Genomic DNA, 20,975 nt, shown 5'->3' with positions numbered 1-20,975 from the left:
GGGACGGCTGAAGGAGTGCCCGTGAACGAATTTGACATCCTGTTCGACCCGGACGCGCCGGTCGAGGATGCGCTCCTGCTGGACCTGCCGGCGGGTTCGGGAGTCGTTGCCGTCGCCCAGGCTCTCGACCGGCTCTTCGCCAACGACGAGTCCGTGCGGTTCGTCCTCGTCCGGATGGATGGCGCGGCGCTCGGCGTGGCTAGCCGGAGCATGCTCGCTAGGGCGTCCCGAGGAGCTCCGCCGATTTCCCTCGACGAGTGCCCGGAGTGCAACGCGGCCGGCCGGCATGAAACGTGGTGTTCAGCCGCGCCGACCATCGCCGGGCGCCCGATCGATCCGCCGGCCCGCCCAGGCGGAGACGGCGCATGAGTACGCCCCAGCCAGAGCGTCGCTGGCAGGTGGTGTACCCACTGGGGCGCACCGACGCGATGCGGGCGATGGGTACGGTGGCCGCTCCGCTGTTGGCTGGCTTCGGCCTCGCCACGCTTACCATGCTGATCACAGGGGACCGGCCGCCGCGGCTTGGCACCGTTGGCATCGTCGCCTTCGCGGTCGGCTCGACTCTGTTCGTCTTCTCGATCCAGTTCACGTTCGCCGGCCTGCTGTATGCGGCGACTCCGGCCGAACGGATGGCGTGGGAGGCCGGAGACGAGCCGGTCAGCGCGGCTGCGGCAGCCCGCGCCAGCGACGTACAACAAAAGGACACGTGGCTGGCTGACCGGTACTTCCGCTCTGCCAGGTCGACGTACGACGCCGGTATCCTGGCCCACCTCTGCGGCCTCGCGGCGATCCTCGTGCCCCGTGACGGCAACGCTGGCAGATGGATCGCGACGGGTGTCGTGCTGGCAGCCATCGCCGTCGAGGTCGTCTGGATCGTCAGCGCGCATCGGGGCCGAGGCCCGGCGTGGTTGTTGCCTGGTTACCGGCACGCCCGCGCGGCGCTGTCCATCCCTGTGGCCAACCCGGCTGAGCCTCCCTTGTAGGCGGCAAAATGGCAGATACGCGTCAGAAGATTGGGTAGAGCCACACGGACCTGTTGACTTGGGTCGTGACATCCCCTCTCGAGGATCTGTTCGCAGCCGTGGTCGCCCGCATCGAAGCACATGAGCAAGGTGACTCCGGACCGTTGCTGGACGACGAGGCGGTGACCCAGTCCGGCGCGCTGTACGAGCAGGCGACGGGGGACGACGGAGTTCCGCTCGACGTGGTGCGGGTGCTCGCCTGGCTGCACTGGTACCGGTACCTTGCCCTGCCAGAGGGGCCCGACCAGGAGGATCTGAACCAGGCGCTCGCCCTGTTCGCGGCTATCGCCGACGTGGACCCGGAGGCCGTGCCGCCGCCCGTCGCGCGGTACCTCGCCTCCGGCGGGTACCCGGAGCAGGCCGCCGGTGGTCCAGCCGCCCTGCAGCTGCTGCATCAGGCGATGTCGACCGACGACGAGGCCGCACTGGACCGGGCCGTCGAGATGTTGACGGCCGCCGCCGAACAGACTCCCGCCGGGGCACCCGACCTGGTCGTGTACCTGATAAACCTGAACATCGCGATGCAGCTCCGGTACGAGCGGTCGGGCGCGCTGGAGGACATCGACGCCGCAGTCCACTTCGGTCGGCTGGCCGTCGCGCAGACATCGCCCGACCACGAGCACCGCGCCGCCTGCCTGTCGAACCTCGGCAACGCGCTCAGGTCAAGGTACGCGCGGGCGGGAGTGGCCGCGGACCTGGACGACACGATCGTGGCCGCGCGGCAGGCACTGGACGCGCTTGCGGCCGACGACCCCAACGCGAACATCCCGCTGTCCGTGCTCAGCCCTGCACTGCTCGACCGGTTCCAGCTCGCGGGCGCCGCGGACGACCTGACCGAGTCGGTCGAGCTTGCCCGCCGGGCGGTCGCGGCGACACCGGCCGATCACCCGCACGGGGCGGCTTTCCGGAGCAACCTCGCGGCCGCCCTCCAGGTCCGGTACGAGCGCAGCGGCGGCGCGAACGACCTCGACGAGGCGATCGACGCGGCCCGGGAGGCCCTGCGTGACCCGGCATCCGACGCGTCCTCGACGGGCGGGCGGTGGTCCAACCTGAGCAATCTCCTGCGGCTTCGTTTCCAGCGCACGGGCTCGGCCGCCGACCTGGACGAGTCCGTCCACGCCAGCCGGCGGGCGGTGGCGGCCACCGAGCCGGCACATCCGATGCTGATGGAGACGCTGTCCAGTCTGGGAGCCGCCCTGCAGCTACGGTTCTTCCGCAACGGATCCCTGCAGGACCTCGACGAGGCCGTCGACGCCGCCCGCCGTGCGGTCGAGCTCACCCCGCCGGATCACCCCGACCGGCCCGGCCGGCTGTCGAACCTGAGCAACGGGCTGCGCCAGCGGTTCGAGTGGACCGGCTCTACCGTGGACCTTGACGGCGCGGTCACCGCCGCCCGGGAGGCCACGCAGGGCACGCCGTCGACCAGCGCGGCGGCCGGCAAGCACCTGTCGAACCTCGGCCAGGCCCTGCGGGTCCGGTTCGAGCACACCCGAGCCGCCGACGACCTGGACGAGGCCATCGCGGCCACCCGTCGCGCCATCGACCTTCGTCGCGCCGGGGACATCGAGCGGGGCTCTTGGCATTCGATCCTGGGCGACCTGCTGCGTAGCCGGTTTCTTGACAGCGGCGCGCAAGCCGACCTGACGGAGAGCATCAGCGTCAGCCGCCTGGCGGTCGACTTGTTCGAGGCCGGACAGCCCGACGTCGCCCACGCCCTGCTGACCCTCGGACGCAACCTGCTCGAACGCGGCACGGCGGCGGACCTGGCCGAGGCGCTCGGTGCGTTCGCACGCTCCACCTCGGTCACCGGCGCGCCGGCGGTGACGCGACTCGTGACGGCACGCCTGTGGGCCCGTACCGTCGCGCAGCACAGCGGCCCCGCGTCCGCGCTGCCGATGTACACCGCCGCGATCGGGCTCCTCCCGCTGCTCGCCTGGCGCGGCGTCCCGCGCGCCGACCTGCGGCACCTGGTCCGGACCGCGGCGACGACGCTGGGCTGCGAGGCCGCCGCGTGCGCCATTGACGCCGGTCGCCCCGACGTGGCCGTGGAACTGCTGGAGCAGGGGCGGGGCATCTTGTGGGCCCAGCTACTCGACACCCGCACCGACCTCGACGCGCTCCGGCAGGCACACCCTGAGCTCGCCGCCGGCGTAGCCCGCTGCCGCGACCTGCTCGACGCGCCGTCCGCCGACACCGGCATCTCCAGCGACGCCCTCATGCGGGCCGCGCAGGAGTTCGACGACCTCGTCGAACGGGTCCGCGCGCTACCCCCGACCCCCGAATTCCCGCGCCCGGCGGCGTTCCTACGGCCGCCGGCGCTGCGCGAGCTGACGCCCGACTCCGACGCCGGGCCGGTCATCATCCTCAACGTGAGCCGGTGGCGGTGCGACGCGTTGATCGTGACCGCCGCCGGCGTGGTGACCGTGCCGCTGCCGGACCTGACCGAGGACGCGGTCCTGCACGCCGCCAACCGCTACCTGAACGCGCTGCAGCTCCACGAGTCGAACCCGCCCGGCCCGGTGGGGGTACTGACGCTCGAACGGGCGATCACCTCGGCGCTGGAGTGGCTCTGGGACAGCATCGCCGGCCCGGTGCTGGACGCGCTCGGGCACGCCGCCGCGTCCGGAACGGAACCGCCCCGGGTATGGTGGTGCCCCACCGGCGCCCTAACTGTCCTGCCGCTGCACGCTGCCGGTCACCACGCCGGGGAAGCCGGCAATACGGTGATCGACCGGGTCATCTCCTCGTACACGCCCACCCTCCGCGCGCTCGCCCACGCCCGGTCCCGCGACACGCCCATGGCCGACCGTCGCCTGCTCGTCGTCGCACTCCCCGACACCCCCGGCCACCCACCCCTGCCTGGCGCCGCCACCGAGCAACGGTTGCTCAGCCGACTCCTGCCCGAGCAGCGACGTACGATCCTTGCCGGGCACGATGCCACCCACGACGCCGTCACTGCGGCGCTCACCCGCCACCGCTGGGTCCACGCCTCCTGCCATGGCACGCAGAACCTCACCGATCCATCCCTCGGCGGACTCGTCCCGCACGACTGGCGCGCCAACGGCCTGATCGGACCCGACGAGTTCGCCCGCGCACGGCACAACGGCGGCGAGTTCGCATTCCTGTCGGCATGCAAGACCGCGACGCCGGCCATCACCGACATCGACGAGGCCATCACGCTAGTCACCGCCATGCAGTACGCCGGATGGCGGCACGTCATCGGCACGCTCTGGTCAGTGTGGGATCACACCGCGGTCGAGGTCGCGCAGGGCGTCTACGCCGCGATCACCACGACCGCCGGAATCGCACCGGAGCGGAGCAGCCATGCTCTGCACGCGGTTGTGCGTGGGCTGCGCGACCGCCAACCACGCCAGCCCACAGTCTGGGCGCCGTTCATCCACGCCGGCCTCTGACACTGCACCCGGGCCGAAATCCTCAGTCGCTGGCGCCGGGGCACGCGACGTCCGATACCCGCCAGCGCCGGCCGGCGTCACATGCCGAGGGTGTCCGCCAGCATGATCCGCATCCACTGATCGGAGACCGAGCACGATCAACTGCATAATTCGGCACAGGAACAGGTACTCACGACAGGATCACGGTCGTCAGCATGGCCGTCAACCCACGCCCAGCGTCACACAGACCCGCACGTCGACGCCGCGACCGAATTCCGCACAGTACAGGCGTTGCCGACCACCAGGAACCGGAAGTGCCGCATTCCGTCGCGCGTACGACCGACGCCCTGATCAGCGATCGTCACGGGCAGAAAAAGGGCGCGTTGGTTGTGGTCGACGTCAGGAGCTTGACGCGATCAGCAGAGCAGGAAATTGTGCGGCAAATTGCGCCCCGGCCAGTGAACGCCATTGGCGCGCATTGGGTGGGCCACTTCCGCGAGCCAGACTATGGGACCGCCCGAAGGTTGACAAGGTCCACTTCGGAGAGGCATCCGGCAGGCGTCTGACCTGGACGCTCCGTAGCCTGTCCACAGCAGACGCTCCGATCACGGTGTCGTCGGGGTCGACCCGTTGCGCGAAGCGTCCGGTGACCGCCCGGCCGCTGGAGACATCACACCGATTCCACGCTTTCCGGGCACTGGTGTCAATTGGCCCCAGCCATTGCCGACCCGGATACGGTCCGCGCTCATTTCGAAACCGGGTCGCGGCGATGACGGGTTGACGTGACCGGCCCGCGCCGTCAATATCGTCTGAATGGGCAATGCCGTCATTGCCGTCGGGTCATTGTCACCGGGTGCTGGCACAGTGTGCATGACGACAGGCTGGAGTACCGTGTCCGATCCTTTTCAACCGCTGTCGGCCGCACAGTCCGGCGTCTGGTTCGCCCAGCAGCTGGACCCGGACAACCCGGCCTTCAACATCGGCGGCTATCTGGAGATCCACGGGCCGGTCGAGATCACCGCCCTAGCCGAGGCGGCCCACCGGGCCCTGGCCGAGACCGAAGCGGCCAGGCTCCGGTTCGGCGAGGACGGTGGCGAGCCGATGCAGCGCATCACGGCCGAACCGCCGCGGCCGCTCACCGTACTGGACCTCACCGGCGAGCGGGATCCGGCCGGTGCGGCACAGCGGTGGATGCGGGCCGACCTCGCCCGGCCGGTGGGCCTGTTCACCGACGACCTGGTGGGTAGCGCGCTGCTGACCGTCTCGCCCCGCCTGCACCTGTACTACCTGCGCTTCCACCACGTCGTACTGGACGCCTACGCGTTCGCGCTGGTCGCCGGACGCCTGGCCGAGCTGTACGCGGCATGGACCGACGGAGTGTCGCTGCCACCGACGACGATCGGATCGCTGCCCAAGGTCCGGCACGACGAGCAGGCGTACCGCGACTCGGCCCGGTTCGCCGACGACCGCGCGTTCTGGCTGGAGCGGTTCGCGGACCGGCCCGAGGTGCTCAGCCTTTCCAGCCGGTCGAACCGCCCGGCCCGCGCCGCGCACCATGTACTGCGCCGCCGGGTCGACCTGCCCGCCGCCGACGTCGAGCGGCTGCGTGGCGCGGTCGGCCGCGGCGCCTGGGCCGACACGATCGTGGCGGCCGCCGCCGTGTACGTACAACGGATGACCGGGGCCACCGACGTCGTACTCGGCTTCCCGGTCACCGGCCGGTGGGGACGGCTGGCCAAGGCGACGCCCGGGATGATGATGACGGTGCTGCCGCTGCGCCTGGAGGTGCGACCGGCGATGTCCTTCGCCGACGTGCTGGCGGCGGCCTCACGCGAGGTCCGCCAGGTGCTGCGTCACCAGCGCTACCGCCTCGAGGACCTGCGCGCCGACCTCGGCCTGCGCGGTGAAGGCCACCGCCCGTTCGGCCCGTCGGTCAACGTGATGCCGTTCGGCTACCAGGCACCGGTCGCCGGGCACGTCACCGTGGCACACGTGCTGGAGTCCGGCCCGATCGAGGACATCTCGTTCGACGTCTACGGCGACGCGCACGGTGACGAGCGCCGGGGTCGGGTCCGCATCGACGTGGCCGCCAACCCCACGCTGTACACCGAGGACGACATCACCGCCCACCACGACCGCTTCGTACGGCTGCTGCTCGAACTGGCCGAGCGGCCCGGGACCAGGGTCGGTGCCGTAGACCTGCTCGACGAGCGGGAACGGCGCACCGTACTGCGGCAGTGGCAGGGCGCGGTCCACGACGTACCCGACATCACGCTCGTCACGATGCTGGAACGGCAGGCCGCCGCCACCCCGGACGCGGTCGCACTCGTCGGCGCCGCGACCGGGACCGGTGACCCGCACGTGCCGCCAGCGGGGGACGACACGCTCACCTACCGGCAGTTGCACACCCGCGCGAACCGGCTCGCCCACGAGCTGATCAGCCGCGGCGTCGGGCCCGGCGACCTCGTCGTGGTGGCGCTGCCGCGTGGCACGCCACAGGTGGTGGCACTGCTGGCCGTACTCAAGGCGGGTGCGGCCTACCTGCCGCTGGACGGCTCGTACCCGCCCGACCGGGTGGCCTTCGTGCTGCGGGACGCCGAACCCGCGGCGCTGCTGGCCGACCAGCGGTCCCTGACCGGCCTGCCGGACACCGGACCCCGCCCACTGGTGCTCGACGACCCGGCCACCGTCAAGGCCGTGGAGCACCGGCGCGCCGACGCCCCGACCGACGCCGACCGACGCCGGGCGCTGCGCACCGACGATCCGGTGTACGTGCTGTACACCTCCGGCTCCACCGGCCGACCGAAGGGTGTGCTGGTGGAGCACCGGGCGCTGGTCAACCAACTGCTGTGGACACAGGAGCACTTCGGATTCGGCGCCGCCGACCGGGTGCTGGTCAAGACACCGGCGACGTTCGACGTGTCGGTGTGGGAGTACTTCTCGCCGCTGCTGGCCGGTGCCACGGCGGTACTCGCCCGCCCCGACGGGCACCGTGACCCGCGCTACCTGGCCGACCTCGTACGGGCCGAGCGGATCACCGTGACCGGCTTCGTACCGTCGATGCTGCGCGAGTTCCTGGACGAGCCGAGCACCGGCGCCTGCGACTCGCTGCGCCTGACCCTGTGCATCGGCGAGGTCCTGCCCGCCGACCTCGTCGACCGCTACACCGCCGTGCTCGGGCCGGGACTGCACAACCTGTACGGGCCGGTGGAGGCAACCGTCGCGGTGACCGACCACGACTGCACCGAGCCGTACGACCCGGTGTACGGGGTGCCGATCGGCCGCCCGCTCCGCAACACCCGCTGCTACGTGCTCGACCCGGACGGGCGCCCGGTGCCGGTGGGCGTGCAGGGCGAGCTGTACCTGGCGGGTGTACAGGTGGCACGCGGTTACCTGCGCCGGCCGGCGCTGACCGCCGAGCGGTTCCTACCCGACCCGTTCGGGCCACCGGGCAGCCGGATGTACCGCACCGGCGACCGGGTACGGCACCTGGCCGACGGCACGCTCGTCTTCGTCGGACGCAGCGACACCCAGCTGAAGGTGCGCGGTCACCGGATCGAACCCGGCGAGATCGAGGCGTGCCTGGCGACGCACCCGCAGGTGTCACAGGCCGCCGTGGTCGCACACACCTCCGGTACGGAACCACGACTGGCCGGATACGTGGTCCCCGCCCCCACGGGTACGGCACCGGACCCCGAGGCGCTTCGGACGTACCTGGCCGCCCGGCTTCCGGCACCGATGGTCCCGGCCACGATCCAGGTACTGACCGAGCTGCCGCTGACCTCCAACGGCAAGCTGGACCGGGGCGCGCTGCCGGTGCCGGACCCGACCTCGACGGTGACCGGACGGACCCCGCGCACCGATCGGGAGGTAGTACTCTGCGGGCTGTTCGCCGAGGCACTCGACCTGCCGCTGGTCGGGGTCGACGACAACTTCTTCGACCTCGGTGGGCACTCGCTGCGCGCGGCTCGGCTCGCCAAGCGGCTGCGTACGGTGGTCGGGGTGGACCTCGACCTGAGGGCGGTCTTCGCGCACCCCACGGTCGCCGGGCTGGCCGCGCACCTCGACACCACCACGACCGCACCGGCGGCAGCCGACGGGCCGGACGCCAGACCGACCGCGCTCGACGTCGTGCTGCCGCTGCGTGCCGACGGGAACGGTGTGCCGCTGTTCTGCCTGCCCCCGGTAACCGGGCTGAGCTGGTGCTACTCGGTGCTGCTGCGGCACATCGACCCCGGCCACCCGGTCTACGGGCTGCAGTCGCCCGGCCTGGCCGTCGACGACCCCCTGACCGACCGGCAGCCCACCCTGGAGGAGATGGCCGCGGGGTACGCCGACGAGATCGGGGCGGTGCACCCGGAGGGACCGTGCCACCTGCTCGGCTGGTCGCTGGGCGGCCTGCTCGCCTGGGCGACCGCCGTCGAACTGCGCCGCCGGGGGCGCGACGTGCCGTTGCTGACGCTGCTGGACGCGTATCCGAGCGATCCGGTGCTGCACAGCGTCGAGCACCGGCGGGTGCTGCTCAACGTCGTGCTCTCCGACTTCGGCTACGACCCGGCCATCCTCGACGGGCAGTCGCTGGCGGAGCCGGACGTGGTCGAGGTGATCCGGCGACACCCCGGAGCGCTGGCCGACTGGAGTCCGGACCGCATCGCCGGGCTGCTGCGGGTGGCGTTGCGCAACATGCGGGCGGCCCGGGCGTACCGACCCGAGTCCTTCGACGGCGACCTGCTGTTCTTCACCGCCATGCGGAGCCGGCCGGTGAACCTGCAGACGGTCGACGAGTGGCACCCCCTGGTACAGGGCGGGATCACCGAGCTGCAGTTGGACTGCCGGCACGAACACATGATGCGTCCCGACGCGGTGGCGCTCATCGGGCCGTTGCTCGCCGCGCACCGCCGCGCACTGCCGGTTCCCGCGCACCGCTGAGGGGCGGTGCCGGGCGGCAGCGCGGGCGGGTCGGTCAGGAGGAGACGCGCGTCCCCTCCCCGACGTTGGCCGGCTCGGTGCGGCGGGCGGCGACGTACTCCATCACGGTCAGCCCCGCGCGGCCGTGCAGCACGGTTGTCATGTCGAGGTCGACGGCCGAGGCGATGTCGCGGAAGTCCGAGAGCCCCCGTTCGCGTCCACCGACGACGGCGAGCATCTGCAGGTCGAACGGGGACCTGTACGGAACATACGGCTCGGTGGGGAGGACCTCGACCACCAGCACCCGGCCGGCCGCGCCGGCCGCGTCGGCGCACCGGCGCAGGATCGCGCTGGCGTCCCGGTCGTTCCAGTCGGTGAGCGCGCGGGAGACGACGTAGACATCGGCACCGCCGGGCAGCGGGCTGAAGAAGTCACCGGCGACGATGGTGACCCGCTCGGCCAGGCCCTCGGCGGCGAAACGCCGGGCTGCGGCCTCGGCGGCGATCGGCCGGTCGACGAACGTGCCGCGCAGGTGCGGGTGCCGGTGCAGCAGCTCGGCCAGCAGCGCGCCGCTGCCACCGCCGACATCCATCACGTGCTCAGCGCCGGACCAGTCGTACAGCTCCGCCACCTGAGGCGCGGTCACGTGCTGCTGGCTCATCATGAGCGCGTCGAAGTAGGCACGCAGGGCGGGCTCGGCGTCCAAATCGGCCCAGAAGGTGCGGCCGTGGACCTGTTCGTAGCCGGCGGTGCCGGTACGCACCGAGTGCAGCAGTCCCCGGTAGGCGAGGTCCATCCGGGCGCCGAGACCATCGAGGTCGAGCCAGTCCCGCTGCCCGGGGGCCCCCCGGTCGCAGAGCAGCCGCCCGACGCCGGTCAGCGTGAACACGTCCGGCTCCGGTTCGGACACCACGCCCCGGTGGGCGAGGTATCGCAGCAGCCGGCCCAGCGCGTCGGGGTCCGCGCCACACGCCGACGCGAGCGGTTCGAGGGCGGTGACACCGGCGTCGATGCGGTCGGGCACACGCAGGGTCGCGAGGACCCGCACCGCGTACGGTGTGCACAGGTCGGTCAGCGTACCGAGCAGACGGTCGGCGTCGACGTCCGTCACCGTCGCCTCGGTCACCGTCCACCGGTACCCCTGCGGGTCGGTGGTGGTGAAGGCGCGGCGTCCGTCGCGGTCCGGCTCCGGTGCCCCGGTCACGGCCGAGCCCTCCGCGAGCACCCGCCGGTACGTCGTGTCGAGCGCCTCCACCGTGACGAGCAACGGCACCTGCACCGGTGGTGGTACGACGTCCCCGGCGGTGGCGCAGCGCAGCAGCAGCGGGGTGCCGTCGAGGTCGAGCTCGGCCTCGCTCACCCGCCCGTCGGTTTCGTGCCAGCTCAGCTGGGTCGCCCCGAACACCCGGTGCAGCCAGCCGCTGGCGTGCTCGACGTCGTCGTACTGCAGGCACACAGTGATGGCCACGGGCAGCGACCTCCTTTGGAGAACCGGCGGTGTCGGTGATCTACGTCGTCGATGCTGTCAGCGTCGCGACGGTGCCGTCAACATCACTGTCACCATTGACGGTTCTCGTTCGGCCCCTTGGTGTGCCGGTGCGGTTCTGCGATACTCCCGGAACGGCACGACGGGGCGGATCCGTCGTGCCGTTGCCGTGGACCGGAGGCGAGAATGTTGGTTGCTGCCACCATGTTCGACGTCAGCAGGGTCTCCGGCGCACCCGGCGCGGAGATCCACGGCGTTGACGCCGTCGAGAACCACTGAACGGCGTAGACGGTCGTGGCCCTGGTACTGATGGTGGTGCACGGCACCGACGGTGACGTGCTGCCGTTCGTCGCGGTCGGACGGCAACTGCTCGCCCGTGGCCACGACGTGACGATCCTGACCCACGCCTACTACCAAAGCGCGGTACGGGCCGCCGGTGTGCAGTTCGTCGCCGTGGACACGCTCGCTCAGTACGAGGCTCATCTGGCCGACGCCGCCGTACAGCAGCACTCGCAGGACATCAGCGACTTCCGCGAGCACTTCGACCGTACCGGCCTGGCCGACCAGCTCCGTTTCGAGTGCGCGGAGCTGATCCGCCGGCACCGGCCGGGCGCCACCGTGCTCGTCGGTGCGCCCCTGACGGCGCAGTCGGTGCTCATCGCCGGGGAGGTGACCGGCGCCCCGGTCGTGTGCCTGGCACAGTCGCCGTTCCAGCTGATGAAGCTGCCGGGCGTCGCCTGGCTGTACGACCAGGTGCTCGCCGACCGGATCGACGCCGCGCGTGCCGTACACGACCTGGGTCCGGTACGCGACTGGACGGCCTGGATGTGGTCGGCCGACGCGTACGTCGGGCTGTGGCCGGAGTGGTTCGACCGGGCGGGTGATCCGGCACCGCCCGGCACGCTGCTGACCGGTTTCGTGCTCGGCGACGACGACCAGCCGGTACGGCTGCCGCCGCAGGCCGAGAAGCTGCTGCGGGCGGACACCCCGCCGCTGCTGGTGACCGGCGGCACCGGTCGCCTGTTGCAGCCCGACTTCTACCGGAGTGCGACGCGGGCGCTGGCGCAGTTGCGCCACCCGGCGCTGCTTGTGGTCCGTCACCGGGACCTGGTGCCCGAGGTGCTGCCGCCCGGCACCCACTGGTTCGCCCACCTGCCGTTCCGGGCACTGGTGTCGCGGGTCGCCGCCGTTGTCCACCACGGCGGCATCGGTACGGTCGCGCGGGCGCTGGCCGCCCGTACCCCCCAGGTGTTGCTGGCCGACGGAATGGACCGGCCGGACAACGCCGCCCGGCTCGCGGCATCGGGCCTCGGACGGGCGCTGGCGCACGGACGGTGGACGCCCACGGCCGTGGCGGAGGAGGTGCGCGCGGCCCTGGAGCGCCCGCCGGCACCGCAACCACCACCGGCGGGCGACGGCGCGGTCCGCGCGGCCGAGGCGGTGGAGACGGTGTTGACCGGGTCGCTCACCCGGTGACGCCGAGCCGGTCACTCACCAGGTGACGGGGAACTCCGAGATGCCGCAGTTGATGCGCTCCGGACGCCACGGGATCTTGTCGACCGGAACCGCCGGCGCCAGGTTCGGGAACCGGCGCAGCAGCGAGCCGATGGCGATCTCCACCTCGAGGCGGCCGAGTGCGGCGCCGAGGCAGAAGTGCGGACCGTAGCCGAACGTGAGATGCGGGTTGACCGGGCGGGTGATGTCGAACTCGTCGGCCCGCTCGAACGCGGCGGTGTCACGGTTGGCCGCCCACGGCACGGCCATCACCGCGTCACGGGCACAGATCTCGACCCCGGCGAGCGTCACGTCCCGCACGGCGGTCTGCACCAGGAACATCGGGCTCACCGAGGTGTAGCGCAGGATCTCCTCGACCGCCGGGCCGATCAGCGCCGGATCGGCCCGCAACCGCTCCAACTGCTCCGGGTGCTGGAACAGTGCCCGCATCCCGGCGCTGATCGAGTTGATCTCGCGGCCACCGATGAGCACCGCCACGGCCAGGCCGATGATCTCCTCGTCGCTGAGTTCGTCGCCGTCCTGCGCGGCCAGCCAGGCCGAGAGCAGGTCGTCGCCGGGTTCGGTCCGCTTCCGTTCCAACTGCTCGGCCAGGTACGCGCGCAGATCCGCGACCGATCGCGCCGCGTCGGGCGAGCCGTATGCGGTGATCGAGTTGATGTCGGCGACCCAGGCGTTGAACCTGTCCACGTCGGTGCTCGGCACCCCGAGGACCTCGTAGACGACCAGCGCTGGTAGCGGCGCCACCAGTCCGCCGATGAGGTCGGTCGGCGGGCCGGCGGCCTCCATCGCGTCGAGGAGGTCATCGGCGATCTGCTGGACCCGTGGCCGGTAGGCCTCGATCCGCCGGGCGGTGAAAGCGCGGGAGGCGAGGCGGCGCAGCGAGGTGTGTGCCTGGCCGTTCATGCCCAGCTCGCGCACCTTCGGCTGGACCGGGCAGCCACTGGCGGCTCCGACCGGCTCCTCGGCCTCGACCTGCCCCGCGTGCCGGGTGAAGTCGGCGTCGGCGAGCACCGTGCAGACCTCGTCGTAACCGAGTACCAGCCAGGTGGGCCGACCATCGGGCAGTCGGACCCGGCTCACCGGTCGATCCGTCACCATCTGCAGCAGCTCGGGGGGCAGCTCGCCGCGAAAAACCTCGAAGGGGTACGGCCGCAGCGTGTCGTCCGTGGTCAATCGGTCACCCACCTCGGTGGCATGTGCACGGTACGGCACCTCGCACGGGCACAGCATACGACAGTGATCGTCGCGTGTGGATGGTCCGCGACGACCGCTTTTCTCTCCCCCGGCGCCTGACTCGGTCTGGGCAGCGGCGAGTGGTAGCTGCTGGTCCTGGTGCTGCTGCCGTCCGGGGCGCTCACCGCGCCGACCGTAGCCGCCACCGCCGACGCGGTGAGTCGGCGGTGGCGGCGAGCGTACGGGGTGAGGTGATGGGGCGGCGACACCAGGGATCGAAAGTTGGGGAACTCAGCGGCGGCTTTCGACGACTACAAGATCGGACGGTTCCTGCACGGTGGACTCGATGACGATGACACGCGGGCCGTCTCCTCGGAAGAGCCCCGTGTGAGGAGAGACGTTGATGTCCGGTAGGGGTGGCCTGCCCGTTCTGGTGCGCAGATGCGTCGTTGTCGGCGCGGTCTTCGCGGCCCTTGTCGGCGGCGTGGCGCAGCCGGCGTCCGCACACGGTATCGGCGGCGGCGGTGAGACAGTCGCCGATTTCGTCTGGCTGGGCTTCACGCACATGCTGTTCGGCTGGGACCACCTGCTGTTCGTCGGCGGTGTCGTGTTGTTGGCCGGGCAGGTGAAACGGGCGGCGAAGCTGATCTCCCTGTTCGCGCTGGGGCACAGCACCACCCTGATCATCGCCACCCTGGCCGAGTGGCGGATCAACGCCGTCCTCGTTGACGTCGTCATCGCGTTGAGCGTCGTCTTCGTCGGCGTGGTGGGCTTCATCGGACGCCCGCAACGTTGGCGATGGTTCGCCGTCGTCGTCCTCGGGTTCGGCCTGATTCACGGCTTGGGGCTGTCCACCCGGCTGCAGGACCTCGGACTACCGAGTGACGGGCTCATCCCCCGTGTCCTGGCCTTCAACGTCGGGGTCGAGCTCGGGCAGCTCCTGGCGGTCGTGGCCATGTTCATGATCGGTGACGTTCTTCGCGGCTACATCACCTGGGCCAAGGCGCCCCGGTTCACAAACGTCGGGCTCGTCGCGGCCGGGCTGGTCACCGCTTCGATCCTGGTCGTGGGTGCCGTGGTCGGCGGCGAGGACGACACGCCCGCCCCGACGGCCGCGCTCGGTAGTTGTCAGGTGCGGGAGCGGACGGAGACCTACCAGGGCTACGGGGGGCATCCGAAAAAGGACTTCTACGAGCCCGACGAGGACGCCCCTGTGGCCGACTTCGGGCACGTCCTGGGTGACGGGTACGTGGTCGTGCACTACCAGCCGACGATGCCGGCCGACCAGCTGACGCAGCTGCGGGAGTTCGTCACCGGCGCGGAGGGCAGTCGTGTCGTCGGCGGGGCCGACGCGCAACAGACCGAAACCCTCAAAGCGGTGAACGCCTACCAGACGGTGGTGTGTCAGGACTTCGACGTACCCGCGCTGATCGAGTTCAAGAAGGCGTGGTTCGCCGATCCCCGCTCCCGTCCGGTCGACTAGCGAACCCTCCGGCCCGGGTACGGGTGGCCGTCTCTGTCACCGGTTCTCTGTACCGGGCTGGTCGACCGCCCGTTGTACGTGGTGCCCCGGAGCAGCGGAAAGTTGGTGCTCGGCGGCGTACACGGTCTCGATCACCAGGCGGCGCACGTGTTCACCTCGGGCGGCGTAGAGGACCCGTCGACCGTCGCGGCGGGTCGTTACCAGGCCAGAAAGTCGCAGCTTGCCGAGGTGTTGCGACACCGCCGGGCGGGCCACCCCCACCGCCTCGGTCAGCGCGGTGACGTCGTACTCGTCGTGGCAGAGCAACCACATCAACCGCAGCCGGGTGGCCTCACCGAGCATGCGCAACGCAGCGGTCGCGACGTCGATCAACTCGTCACCGGGAAGTTGCTGTTGCCCGTCACCGGCATCTGCAACGTTGTCGCGTGCGTACATGAGCACATAATATGGCGGGCGGCGGTCAACCCCAAACGGGGCCGCGCCAACCTGGCGACGAGGGGAATCTGACGTGTCCGGACACCAGAACGACCACGACCACGGACACGAGAACCACCCACACCACGGGCACGAGAACCACCCACACCACGGGCACGAGGGCCGGACCGACCACGGACATCACCATGATCACGATACGGGCCACACTGGCGGCGGCGGGTGGTGGCACGGTTTACGGCACCGACTCGTACCGCATTCGCACGACTCGGCAGACAAGGTCGATCCGGCCCTGGAGTCGTCCCGGGAGGGACTGCGGGCGCTGTGGATCTCGTTGCTCGCCCTCGGGCTCACCGCCGCCGCGCAAGCGGTCATCGTCGTGCTGTCCGGGTCGGTGGCACTGCTCGGCGACACCCTGCACAACGTCGCCGACGCGTTGACCGCCGTACCGCTGGGGATCGCGTTCCTGATTGGACGGCGGGCGGCGACCCGCGCCTACACCTACGGCTACGGACGGGCCGAAGACCTGGCCGGCATCGTCATCGTCGTGGTCATCGCCGGTTCGGCGGTCGCCGCCGGGTGGACCGCCATCGACCGGCTGACGAACCCGTCCGGGATCAGTCACCTGCCCTACGTCGCCGCCGCCGGGGTGCTGGGCTTCGCCGGCAACGAACTCGTCGCCCGCTACCGCATCCGGGTCGGCCGGCGCATCGGATCCGCCGCCCTGGTCGCCGACGGACTGCACGCCCGTACCGACGGGTTCACCTCCCTGGCCGTGGTCGCCGCCGCCGCCGGAGCCTGGGCGGGATGGGCCTGGGCGGACCCGGTCGTCGGGCTCGCCATCACCGTCGCCATCGCCTTCGTCCTCAAGGACGCCGCCAGAGAGGTTTACCGGCGCCTGATGGACGCCGTCGACCCGACCCTGGTCGACCAAGCCGAGACGACTCTGCGAACCATCCCCGGAGTCCAGGACGTCAGCGCCGTACGGATGCGGTGGATCGGCCACCGGCTTCACGCCGAAGCCGTCCTCGTCCTCGACGCCAACCTCAGCCTGGTGTCAGCGCACGAGATCGCCGCCGACGCCGAGCACCAACTCACGCACGCCGTTCCCCGGCTCACCACCGCCACCGTCCACACCGACCCGGCGAGCCACCCCGGCGATCATCACCACGCCGACCTGTCCCACCACCGCCGCGCGCGGCCCTTCGGTTCGGAACCCTCCCGGCCGCACAGTCACTAGACCATTGATGCAACCACGGTTACAGTAGTCGCGGTTGCATCAATCTAGGGGTGATGGTCGTGACGCAGGGACCGGGTGAGTGGGTGCTGCTGGCCTACCGGGTACCACGCGAGCCGTCCACGCCCCGGATCGCCATCTGGCGCAAGCTCAAACAACTCGGCGTCGCACAGATCGGTGACGGTCTGGTCGGCCTGCCCGCCGACGCCCGCACCCGCGAACAACTGGACTGGGTCGCCGACGACGTCCTAGCAGCACAGGGCAGCGCGAGTGTGTGGCTGGCCCGACCGGCATCAGTCGCCGCCGAACGGGACCTCGCCGCACAGATGGCGGCAGCCCGCGCGGTCGAGTACGCGAAGATCACCGCCGAGGCCAGCGCCTCGGCGCACCTCGCCGGGACCGCCCGCGCCGCCGCAGTACGCCGCCTGCGCGGGGAGCTGCGCCGGATCACCCGCCGGGACTTCTTCCCACCACCGCAGCGCGACCTCGCCCAACAAGCGGTCCTCGACCTCACCGCCGCGACACCAGCCGCGACACCTGTCCCCGGCGGTGCGTCATGAGGTGGGCTACCCGCGCGGGGATTCACATCGACCGCGCCGCGTGCGCCTGGCTCATCCGCCGCCACATCGACCCCGACGCCGAGTTCGTGTTCGTCGCCGACCCGGCCGAGGTACCCGCCGACGCCACACCCTTTGACATGCGCGGCGTCGACCTGTCCCACCACGGCGCAGACTGCACCTTCGAGACGATCCTGCGCCGCCATGACCTCGCCGACCCCGTATTGTGGCGGCTCGCCGAGATCATCCACGAGGCCGACATCGACGACGGGCGCTACGACGCCCCGGAAGCGCCCGGTCTCGACGTGGTCCTACGCGGCCTGTCCATGATCTGCGACGACCCCCGCGTGCTCCAGCTCACCGGCCCGCTGTTCGACGGTCTCTACGAATACCACCACCGCGCCCTACTGCTGGGCAGAACACCGGCCTGACCCACCCCTTCTCCCCCGCGCCCGCACTTCTCCCCCGCGATGCCCGGCCGCCACCCGGGCGGCTGCGCCTGCCGCTGCGGGGCGCGTCTGTCGACCACCGCCGCCCGGGATGGAGAACTGTCGTGACGACCACCGAGCCCTCGGTAGAGCCTTCGGCGACCCGCGATGTCGTGCCCCTCGGCCAGGCCACCAAGGCATGGTTCGCGATCTCCCTGCAAACCTTCGGCGGCCCAGCCGGACAGATCGCCGTCATGCAACGCCACCTCGTCGACGAACGCCGCTGGATCGGCCAACGCCGCTTCCTCCACGCCCTGAACTACTGCATGCTGCTCCCCGGCCCCGAAGCACAACAACTTGCCATCTACGTCGGCTGGCTCCTCAACGGCATCCGCGGCGGCATCATCGCCGGCACCCTGTTCGTCCTACCCGGCCTCGTCGCACTCCTCGCCCTGTCCGCCGTCTACGTCGGCTACGGCGACACCAGCGTGGTGACAGCCCTGTTCGCCGGACTCGCCCCCGCCATCGTGGCCATCGTCGCCCAAGCCGTCTGGCGCGTCGGCACCCGCGCGCTCGTCAACCCGGTCCTGGTCGGCTTCGCCGTCACCGCGTTCATCGCCCTCGCCGTCTTCGGCGTACCGTTCCCCATCGTCATCGCCGCCGCCGCACTCACCGCCTGGGCGCTGCACCACTGGCGACCCCAGCTCGTCACCTCCGGCGGGCACGGCGACAAGACCGACGACGGGCGCGCCCCACTGATCTCCGACGACGCACTGCACCACGACAAGCCCACCACCCGCCGCGCGGCCACCATCCTGCCCATCGGGCTCATCGCCTGGTTCGCACCCGTCGCCCTGGTCGCCGCGACCACCGGCGTCGGCAGCGTCTACACCCAACAAGGGCTGTTCTTCTCCGGCACCGCCGTCGTCACCTTCGGCGGCGCCTACGCCGTCCTCGCCTACGTCGCCCAACGCGCCGTCGAGGACTACGGCTGGCTCACCGCCCCAGACATGGTCCGCGGCCTCGCCCTCGCCGAAAGCACCCCCGGACCACTGATCATGGTCCTCCAGTTCGTCGCCTTCCTCGGCGCCTACCATCACCCTGGCAACCTCGACCCCTGGATGGCCGGCGTCGTCGGATCACTGCTCACCACCTGGGTCACCTTCGTACCCTGCTTCCTGTTCATCCTCCTCGGCGCCCCCTACGTCGAACACCTGCGCGGAAACCACACCCTCTCCGCCGCGCTCACCGGCGTCACCGCCGCCGTCGTCGGTGTCATCGCCAACCTCGGCCTCTACTTCGCCACCCACACCCTCTTCGCCACCAACCACACGATCACCGCAGGGCCACTGCACCTCGAACTACCTGACCTCGGCACCGCCCGGTGGATACCACTGACCATCGCCTCCATCGCCGCCATGCTCATCTTCCGTTTCAAGTGGTCCGTACTGCGGACCCTCGGCATCAGCGCGGCACTGGGTCTCACCGCCGGTCTGGCCGGGCTCCCTGTCAGCTGATCCATCCCCAGTTGTATGCGGCGGAAGGCGTACGCCGGATGCCGTTGCCCACCACTCCCGAGGTCAGTTCGGCTGCCGACGGGCCTGCTTCACCTCGCGGTCGATGGCCCAGGCGTCGGCGACCGGCCCGATGTGGGCGATCTTGTCGGGATTGATCACCGTGCGGATGGTCTGAATCTGCCCGTCGAGCACATCGAGGGCCAGGATCTGCAGCACCTTGCCGTCCCGGTCGCGGAAGATCGCGCCGGGCTGGCCGTTGACGTCGTGCGGCTCGAACGACACATCGATCCGGACCAGCCAGGGGAAGACCCTGCCCAGCACCCGGGCCACGTTCTCCGCGCCCATGACGGCCTTGGCCAGCTGCGGGGCCTTGCCGCCGCCGTCCCCGACCAGCTGCACATCAGCGGCCAGCAGATCCTGCAGCCCGCGCACATTGCCGTCTTTCAACGCGTCGAAGAACCGCGTCGCCAGCTTCTGCCGTTCCTGGCGGTCCGCTTCGAATCGCGGCCGCTCGGCCGCCATATGCCGCCGCGCCCGTACCAGCAGCTGCCGGCATGCCGACTCCGAACGCCCCACCGCCGTGGCGATCTCGTCGAACCCTAGGGCGAACACGTCCCGCAGCACGAACACCGCCCGCTCCAGCGGGCTGAGCCGCTCCAGCAGCAGTAGCGCCGCCATCGACACCGAGTCGGCCAGCTCCACCGACCGCGCCGGATCCTGATACGGATCGCTCAACAGCGGCTCGGGAAACCATGGGCCCACGTACTGCTCCCGCCGCGTCCGCGCGGAGCGCAGTACATCGATCGAGATCCGCGTCACCGCGGCCGACAGAAAAGCCTTGGTTGACGTGGGCCGGGTCGCCGAGCCGTCAAACCGCAGCCATGTCTCCTGCACCGCGTCCTCGGCCTCGGCCACACTGCCCAGAATCCGATAGGCGATCGAAAACAGCAGCGGCCGCAGGTCCTCGAACTCCTCGACCTTGCCCACGCCGAACCCCTCCCCTTGATGCCCGCCCACCCGGCCGTACTCGCCAGCGCAGACATTTCCTGGTGATCAGCCGGATCACGAGCGGGCCAGAGTAACGCCCCGAGCCCGAGGGCCCGGAGCCCGTAGCCGGACCCCGGGCCAGTTGCTGATGCTCAGTGGAACTGCCCGGGCTCGTAGTCGCCGGCCGGCTGCCGGCTGATGATGTTCAGCCGGTTCGCCGCGTTCATGAAGGAGACCAGGATCACCAGGGCGGTGAGCTGCTCCTCGTCGTAGTGCTTGGCGGCGTACGCCCACACCTCGTCGCTGACCCCACCGGCCGCATCCGCGACCCGGGTCCCCTCCTCCGCCAGCTCCAACGCGGCACGCTCGGCCTCGGTGAAGACCGTGGCCTCCCGCCAAGCCGCGACCAGGTTCAGCCGCACCGAGGTCTCGCCGGCAGCGGCGGCGTCTTTGGTGTGCATGTCGATGCAGACGGCGCAGCCGTTGATCTGACTCACGCGAAGCGCCACCAGCTCCTGCGTGGCGGCCGGCAGCGGCGAGTCCTTGAGCGCCTTGCCCGCCGCCATGAAGTACTTGAGCACCTTGCCGGCGGTCGGGTCGGCGAAGTAGTTCAGTCGGGCGTCCATGATGTACTCCTCTGTGGTCGTCAGTGGTTACACCCCCTGAGACGGGGTAGCCCGACCCCCTGTGACATGGACGAACGTGACCTGCGTCTCCCAGCCGTCGGCGCGGTGCAGGTGTCGACCGGTGGCGGCACGGTCGCCAAGATCAGGTGCGCGGACCTGCGTGCGCTGGCACACCGACCCGAAGACGCCGGGCCGCGAACACAGCGAGGATG

15 protein-coding genes are annotated in these 20,975 nt (G+C 70.8%); 10 read left to right on the top strand and 5 right to left on the bottom strand.

The window, feature by feature from the left end; all coding sequences use genetic code 11:
• Positions 1 to 21 precede the first annotated feature (21 nt).
• From BDK92_RS36625 to BDK92_RS36610, 4 genes are all read left to right on the top strand, one after another.
• Positions 22 to 369 (top strand): hypothetical protein, encoded by a 348-nt coding sequence (locus BDK92_RS36625; protein ID WP_147457261.1) that lies wholly within the window; start codon positions 22 to 24, stop codon positions 367 to 369.
• Complete coding sequence (locus BDK92_RS36620; RefSeq protein WP_121160893.1) at positions 366 to 983, top strand: hypothetical protein; 618 nt, start codon at positions 366 to 368, stop codon at positions 981 to 983. Before BDK92_RS36625 ends, BDK92_RS36620 begins: the two co-directional genes overlap by 4 nt.
• 65 nt (positions 984 to 1,048) lie before the next feature.
• Positions 1,049 to 4,435 (top strand): CHAT domain-containing tetratricopeptide repeat protein, encoded by a 3,387-nt coding sequence (locus BDK92_RS36615; RefSeq protein ID WP_121160891.1) that lies wholly within the window; start codon positions 1,049 to 1,051, stop codon positions 4,433 to 4,435.
• Between the two features lie 870 nt (positions 4,436 to 5,305).
• Positions 5,306 to 9,343 (top strand): non-ribosomal peptide synthetase, encoded by a 4,038-nt coding sequence (locus BDK92_RS36610; RefSeq protein WP_170208826.1) that lies wholly within the window; start codon positions 5,306 to 5,308, stop codon positions 9,341 to 9,343.
• A 34-nt stretch (positions 9,344 to 9,377) separates the two neighbouring features.
• Here BDK92_RS36610 and BDK92_RS36605 read toward each other — a convergent pair whose 3' ends face one another.
• Positions 9,378 to 10,790, bottom strand: a complete 1,413-nt coding sequence (locus tag BDK92_RS36605; protein WP_246017432.1) for a methyltransferase — start codon at positions 10,788 to 10,790, stop codon at positions 9,378 to 9,380.
• A gap of 312 nt (positions 10,791 to 11,102) precedes the next feature.
• Here BDK92_RS36605 and BDK92_RS36600 point away from each other — a divergent pair, with 312 nt between their 5' ends.
• Positions 11,103 to 12,284 carry a glycosyltransferase gene (locus tag BDK92_RS36600; RefSeq protein ID WP_121160887.1) on the top strand — a complete coding sequence of 394 codons (1,182 nt, stop codon included), beginning with the start codon at positions 11,103 to 11,105 and terminating at the stop codon, positions 12,282 to 12,284.
• 15 nt (positions 12,285 to 12,299) lie between these two features.
• Here BDK92_RS36600 and BDK92_RS36595 read toward each other — a convergent pair whose 3' ends face one another.
• Positions 12,300 to 13,496 (bottom strand): cytochrome P450, encoded by a 1,197-nt coding sequence (locus tag BDK92_RS36595; RefSeq protein WP_246017431.1) that lies wholly within the window; start codon positions 13,494 to 13,496, stop codon positions 12,300 to 12,302.
• A gap of 403 nt (positions 13,497 to 13,899) precedes the next feature.
• On the opposite strand from BDK92_RS36595, the gene BDK92_RS36590 reads away from it, so the two are divergent.
• Positions 13,900 to 14,979, top strand: coding sequence for a HupE/UreJ family protein (locus tag BDK92_RS36590; RefSeq protein WP_121160883.1), 1,080 nt, complete (start codon positions 13,900 to 13,902; stop codon positions 14,977 to 14,979).
• A gap of 36 nt (positions 14,980 to 15,015) precedes the next feature.
• On the opposite strand, the gene BDK92_RS36585 is transcribed toward BDK92_RS36590, so the two are convergent.
• Positions 15,016 to 15,414 carry an ArsR/SmtB family transcription factor gene (locus BDK92_RS36585; RefSeq protein ID WP_121160881.1) on the bottom strand — a complete coding sequence of 133 codons (399 nt, stop codon included), beginning with the start codon at positions 15,412 to 15,414 and terminating at the stop codon, positions 15,016 to 15,018.
• 73 nt (positions 15,415 to 15,487) lie between these two features.
• Here BDK92_RS36585 and BDK92_RS36580 point away from each other — a divergent pair, with 73 nt between their 5' ends.
• From BDK92_RS36580 to chrA, 4 genes are all read left to right on the top strand, one after another.
• On the top strand, positions 15,488 to 16,651 hold the full coding sequence (locus tag BDK92_RS36580; RefSeq protein ID WP_121160879.1) for a cation diffusion facilitator family transporter: 1,164 nt from the start codon (positions 15,488 to 15,490) through the stop codon (positions 16,649 to 16,651).
• Between the two features lie 53 nt (positions 16,652 to 16,704).
• Entirely contained in the window at positions 16,705 to 17,208 is a 504-nt protein-coding gene (locus BDK92_RS36575) for a Chromate resistance protein ChrB (protein WP_121160877.1), read from the top strand.
• Positions 17,205 to 17,636, top strand: a complete 432-nt coding sequence (locus BDK92_RS36570) for a chromate resistance protein ChrB domain-containing protein (protein WP_121160875.1) — start codon at positions 17,205 to 17,207, stop codon at positions 17,634 to 17,636. Before BDK92_RS36575 ends, BDK92_RS36570 begins: the two co-directional genes overlap by 4 nt.
• A gap of 122 nt (positions 17,637 to 17,758) precedes the next feature.
• A complete protein-coding gene (chrA, locus tag BDK92_RS36565) occupies positions 17,759 to 19,150 on the top strand; it encodes a chromate efflux transporter (protein WP_121160873.1) in 1,392 nt (463 codons plus the stop codon).
• Positions 19,151 to 19,213: 63 nt separating this feature from the next.
• Here chrA and BDK92_RS36560 read toward each other — a convergent pair whose 3' ends face one another.
• Both BDK92_RS36560 and BDK92_RS36555 read right to left on the bottom strand, forming a co-directional pair.
• Positions 19,214 to 20,137, bottom strand: coding sequence for an RNA polymerase sigma-70 factor (locus tag BDK92_RS36560; protein WP_121160871.1), 924 nt, complete (start codon positions 20,135 to 20,137; stop codon positions 19,214 to 19,216).
• 152 nt (positions 20,138 to 20,289) lie between these two features.
• Positions 20,290 to 20,763, bottom strand: coding sequence for a carboxymuconolactone decarboxylase family protein (locus BDK92_RS36555; RefSeq protein WP_121160869.1), 474 nt, complete (start codon positions 20,761 to 20,763; stop codon positions 20,290 to 20,292).
• Between the last annotated feature and the right edge of the window lie 212 nt (positions 20,764 to 20,975).

The organism is Micromonospora pisi, from assembly GCF_003633685.1.
GTDB classification, from domain to species: Bacteria; Actinomycetota; Actinomycetes; order Mycobacteriales; family Micromonosporaceae; genus Micromonospora_G; species Micromonospora_G pisi.
The sequence above is the reverse complement of the archived record's forward strand: the minus strand, read 5'-3'. Positions and strand labels throughout refer to the sequence as shown.

Bases quoted from the DNA above. Each gene is read 5' to 3' on its own strand.
- BDK92_RS36620 (WP_121160893.1), top strand. From the start codon at position 366: ATGAGTACGCCCCAGCCAGAGCGTCGCTGGCAGGTGGTGTACCCACTG.
- BDK92_RS36590 (WP_121160883.1), top strand. From the start codon at position 13,900: ATGTCCGGTAGGGGTGGCCTGCCCGTTCTGGTGCGCAGATGCGTCGTT.
- BDK92_RS36585 (WP_121160881.1), bottom strand. From the start codon at position 15,414: ATGTACGCACGCGACAACGTTGCAGATGCCGGTGACGGGCAACAGCAA.
- BDK92_RS36575 (WP_121160877.1), top strand. From the start codon at position 16,705: ATGGTCGTGACGCAGGGACCGGGTGAGTGGGTGCTGCTGGCCTACCGG.
- BDK92_RS36570 (WP_121160875.1), top strand. From the start codon at position 17,205: ATGAGGTGGGCTACCCGCGCGGGGATTCACATCGACCGCGCCGCGTGC.
- BDK92_RS36555 (WP_121160869.1), bottom strand. From the start codon at position 20,763: ATGGACGCCCGACTGAACTACTTCGCCGACCCGACCGCCGGCAAGGTG.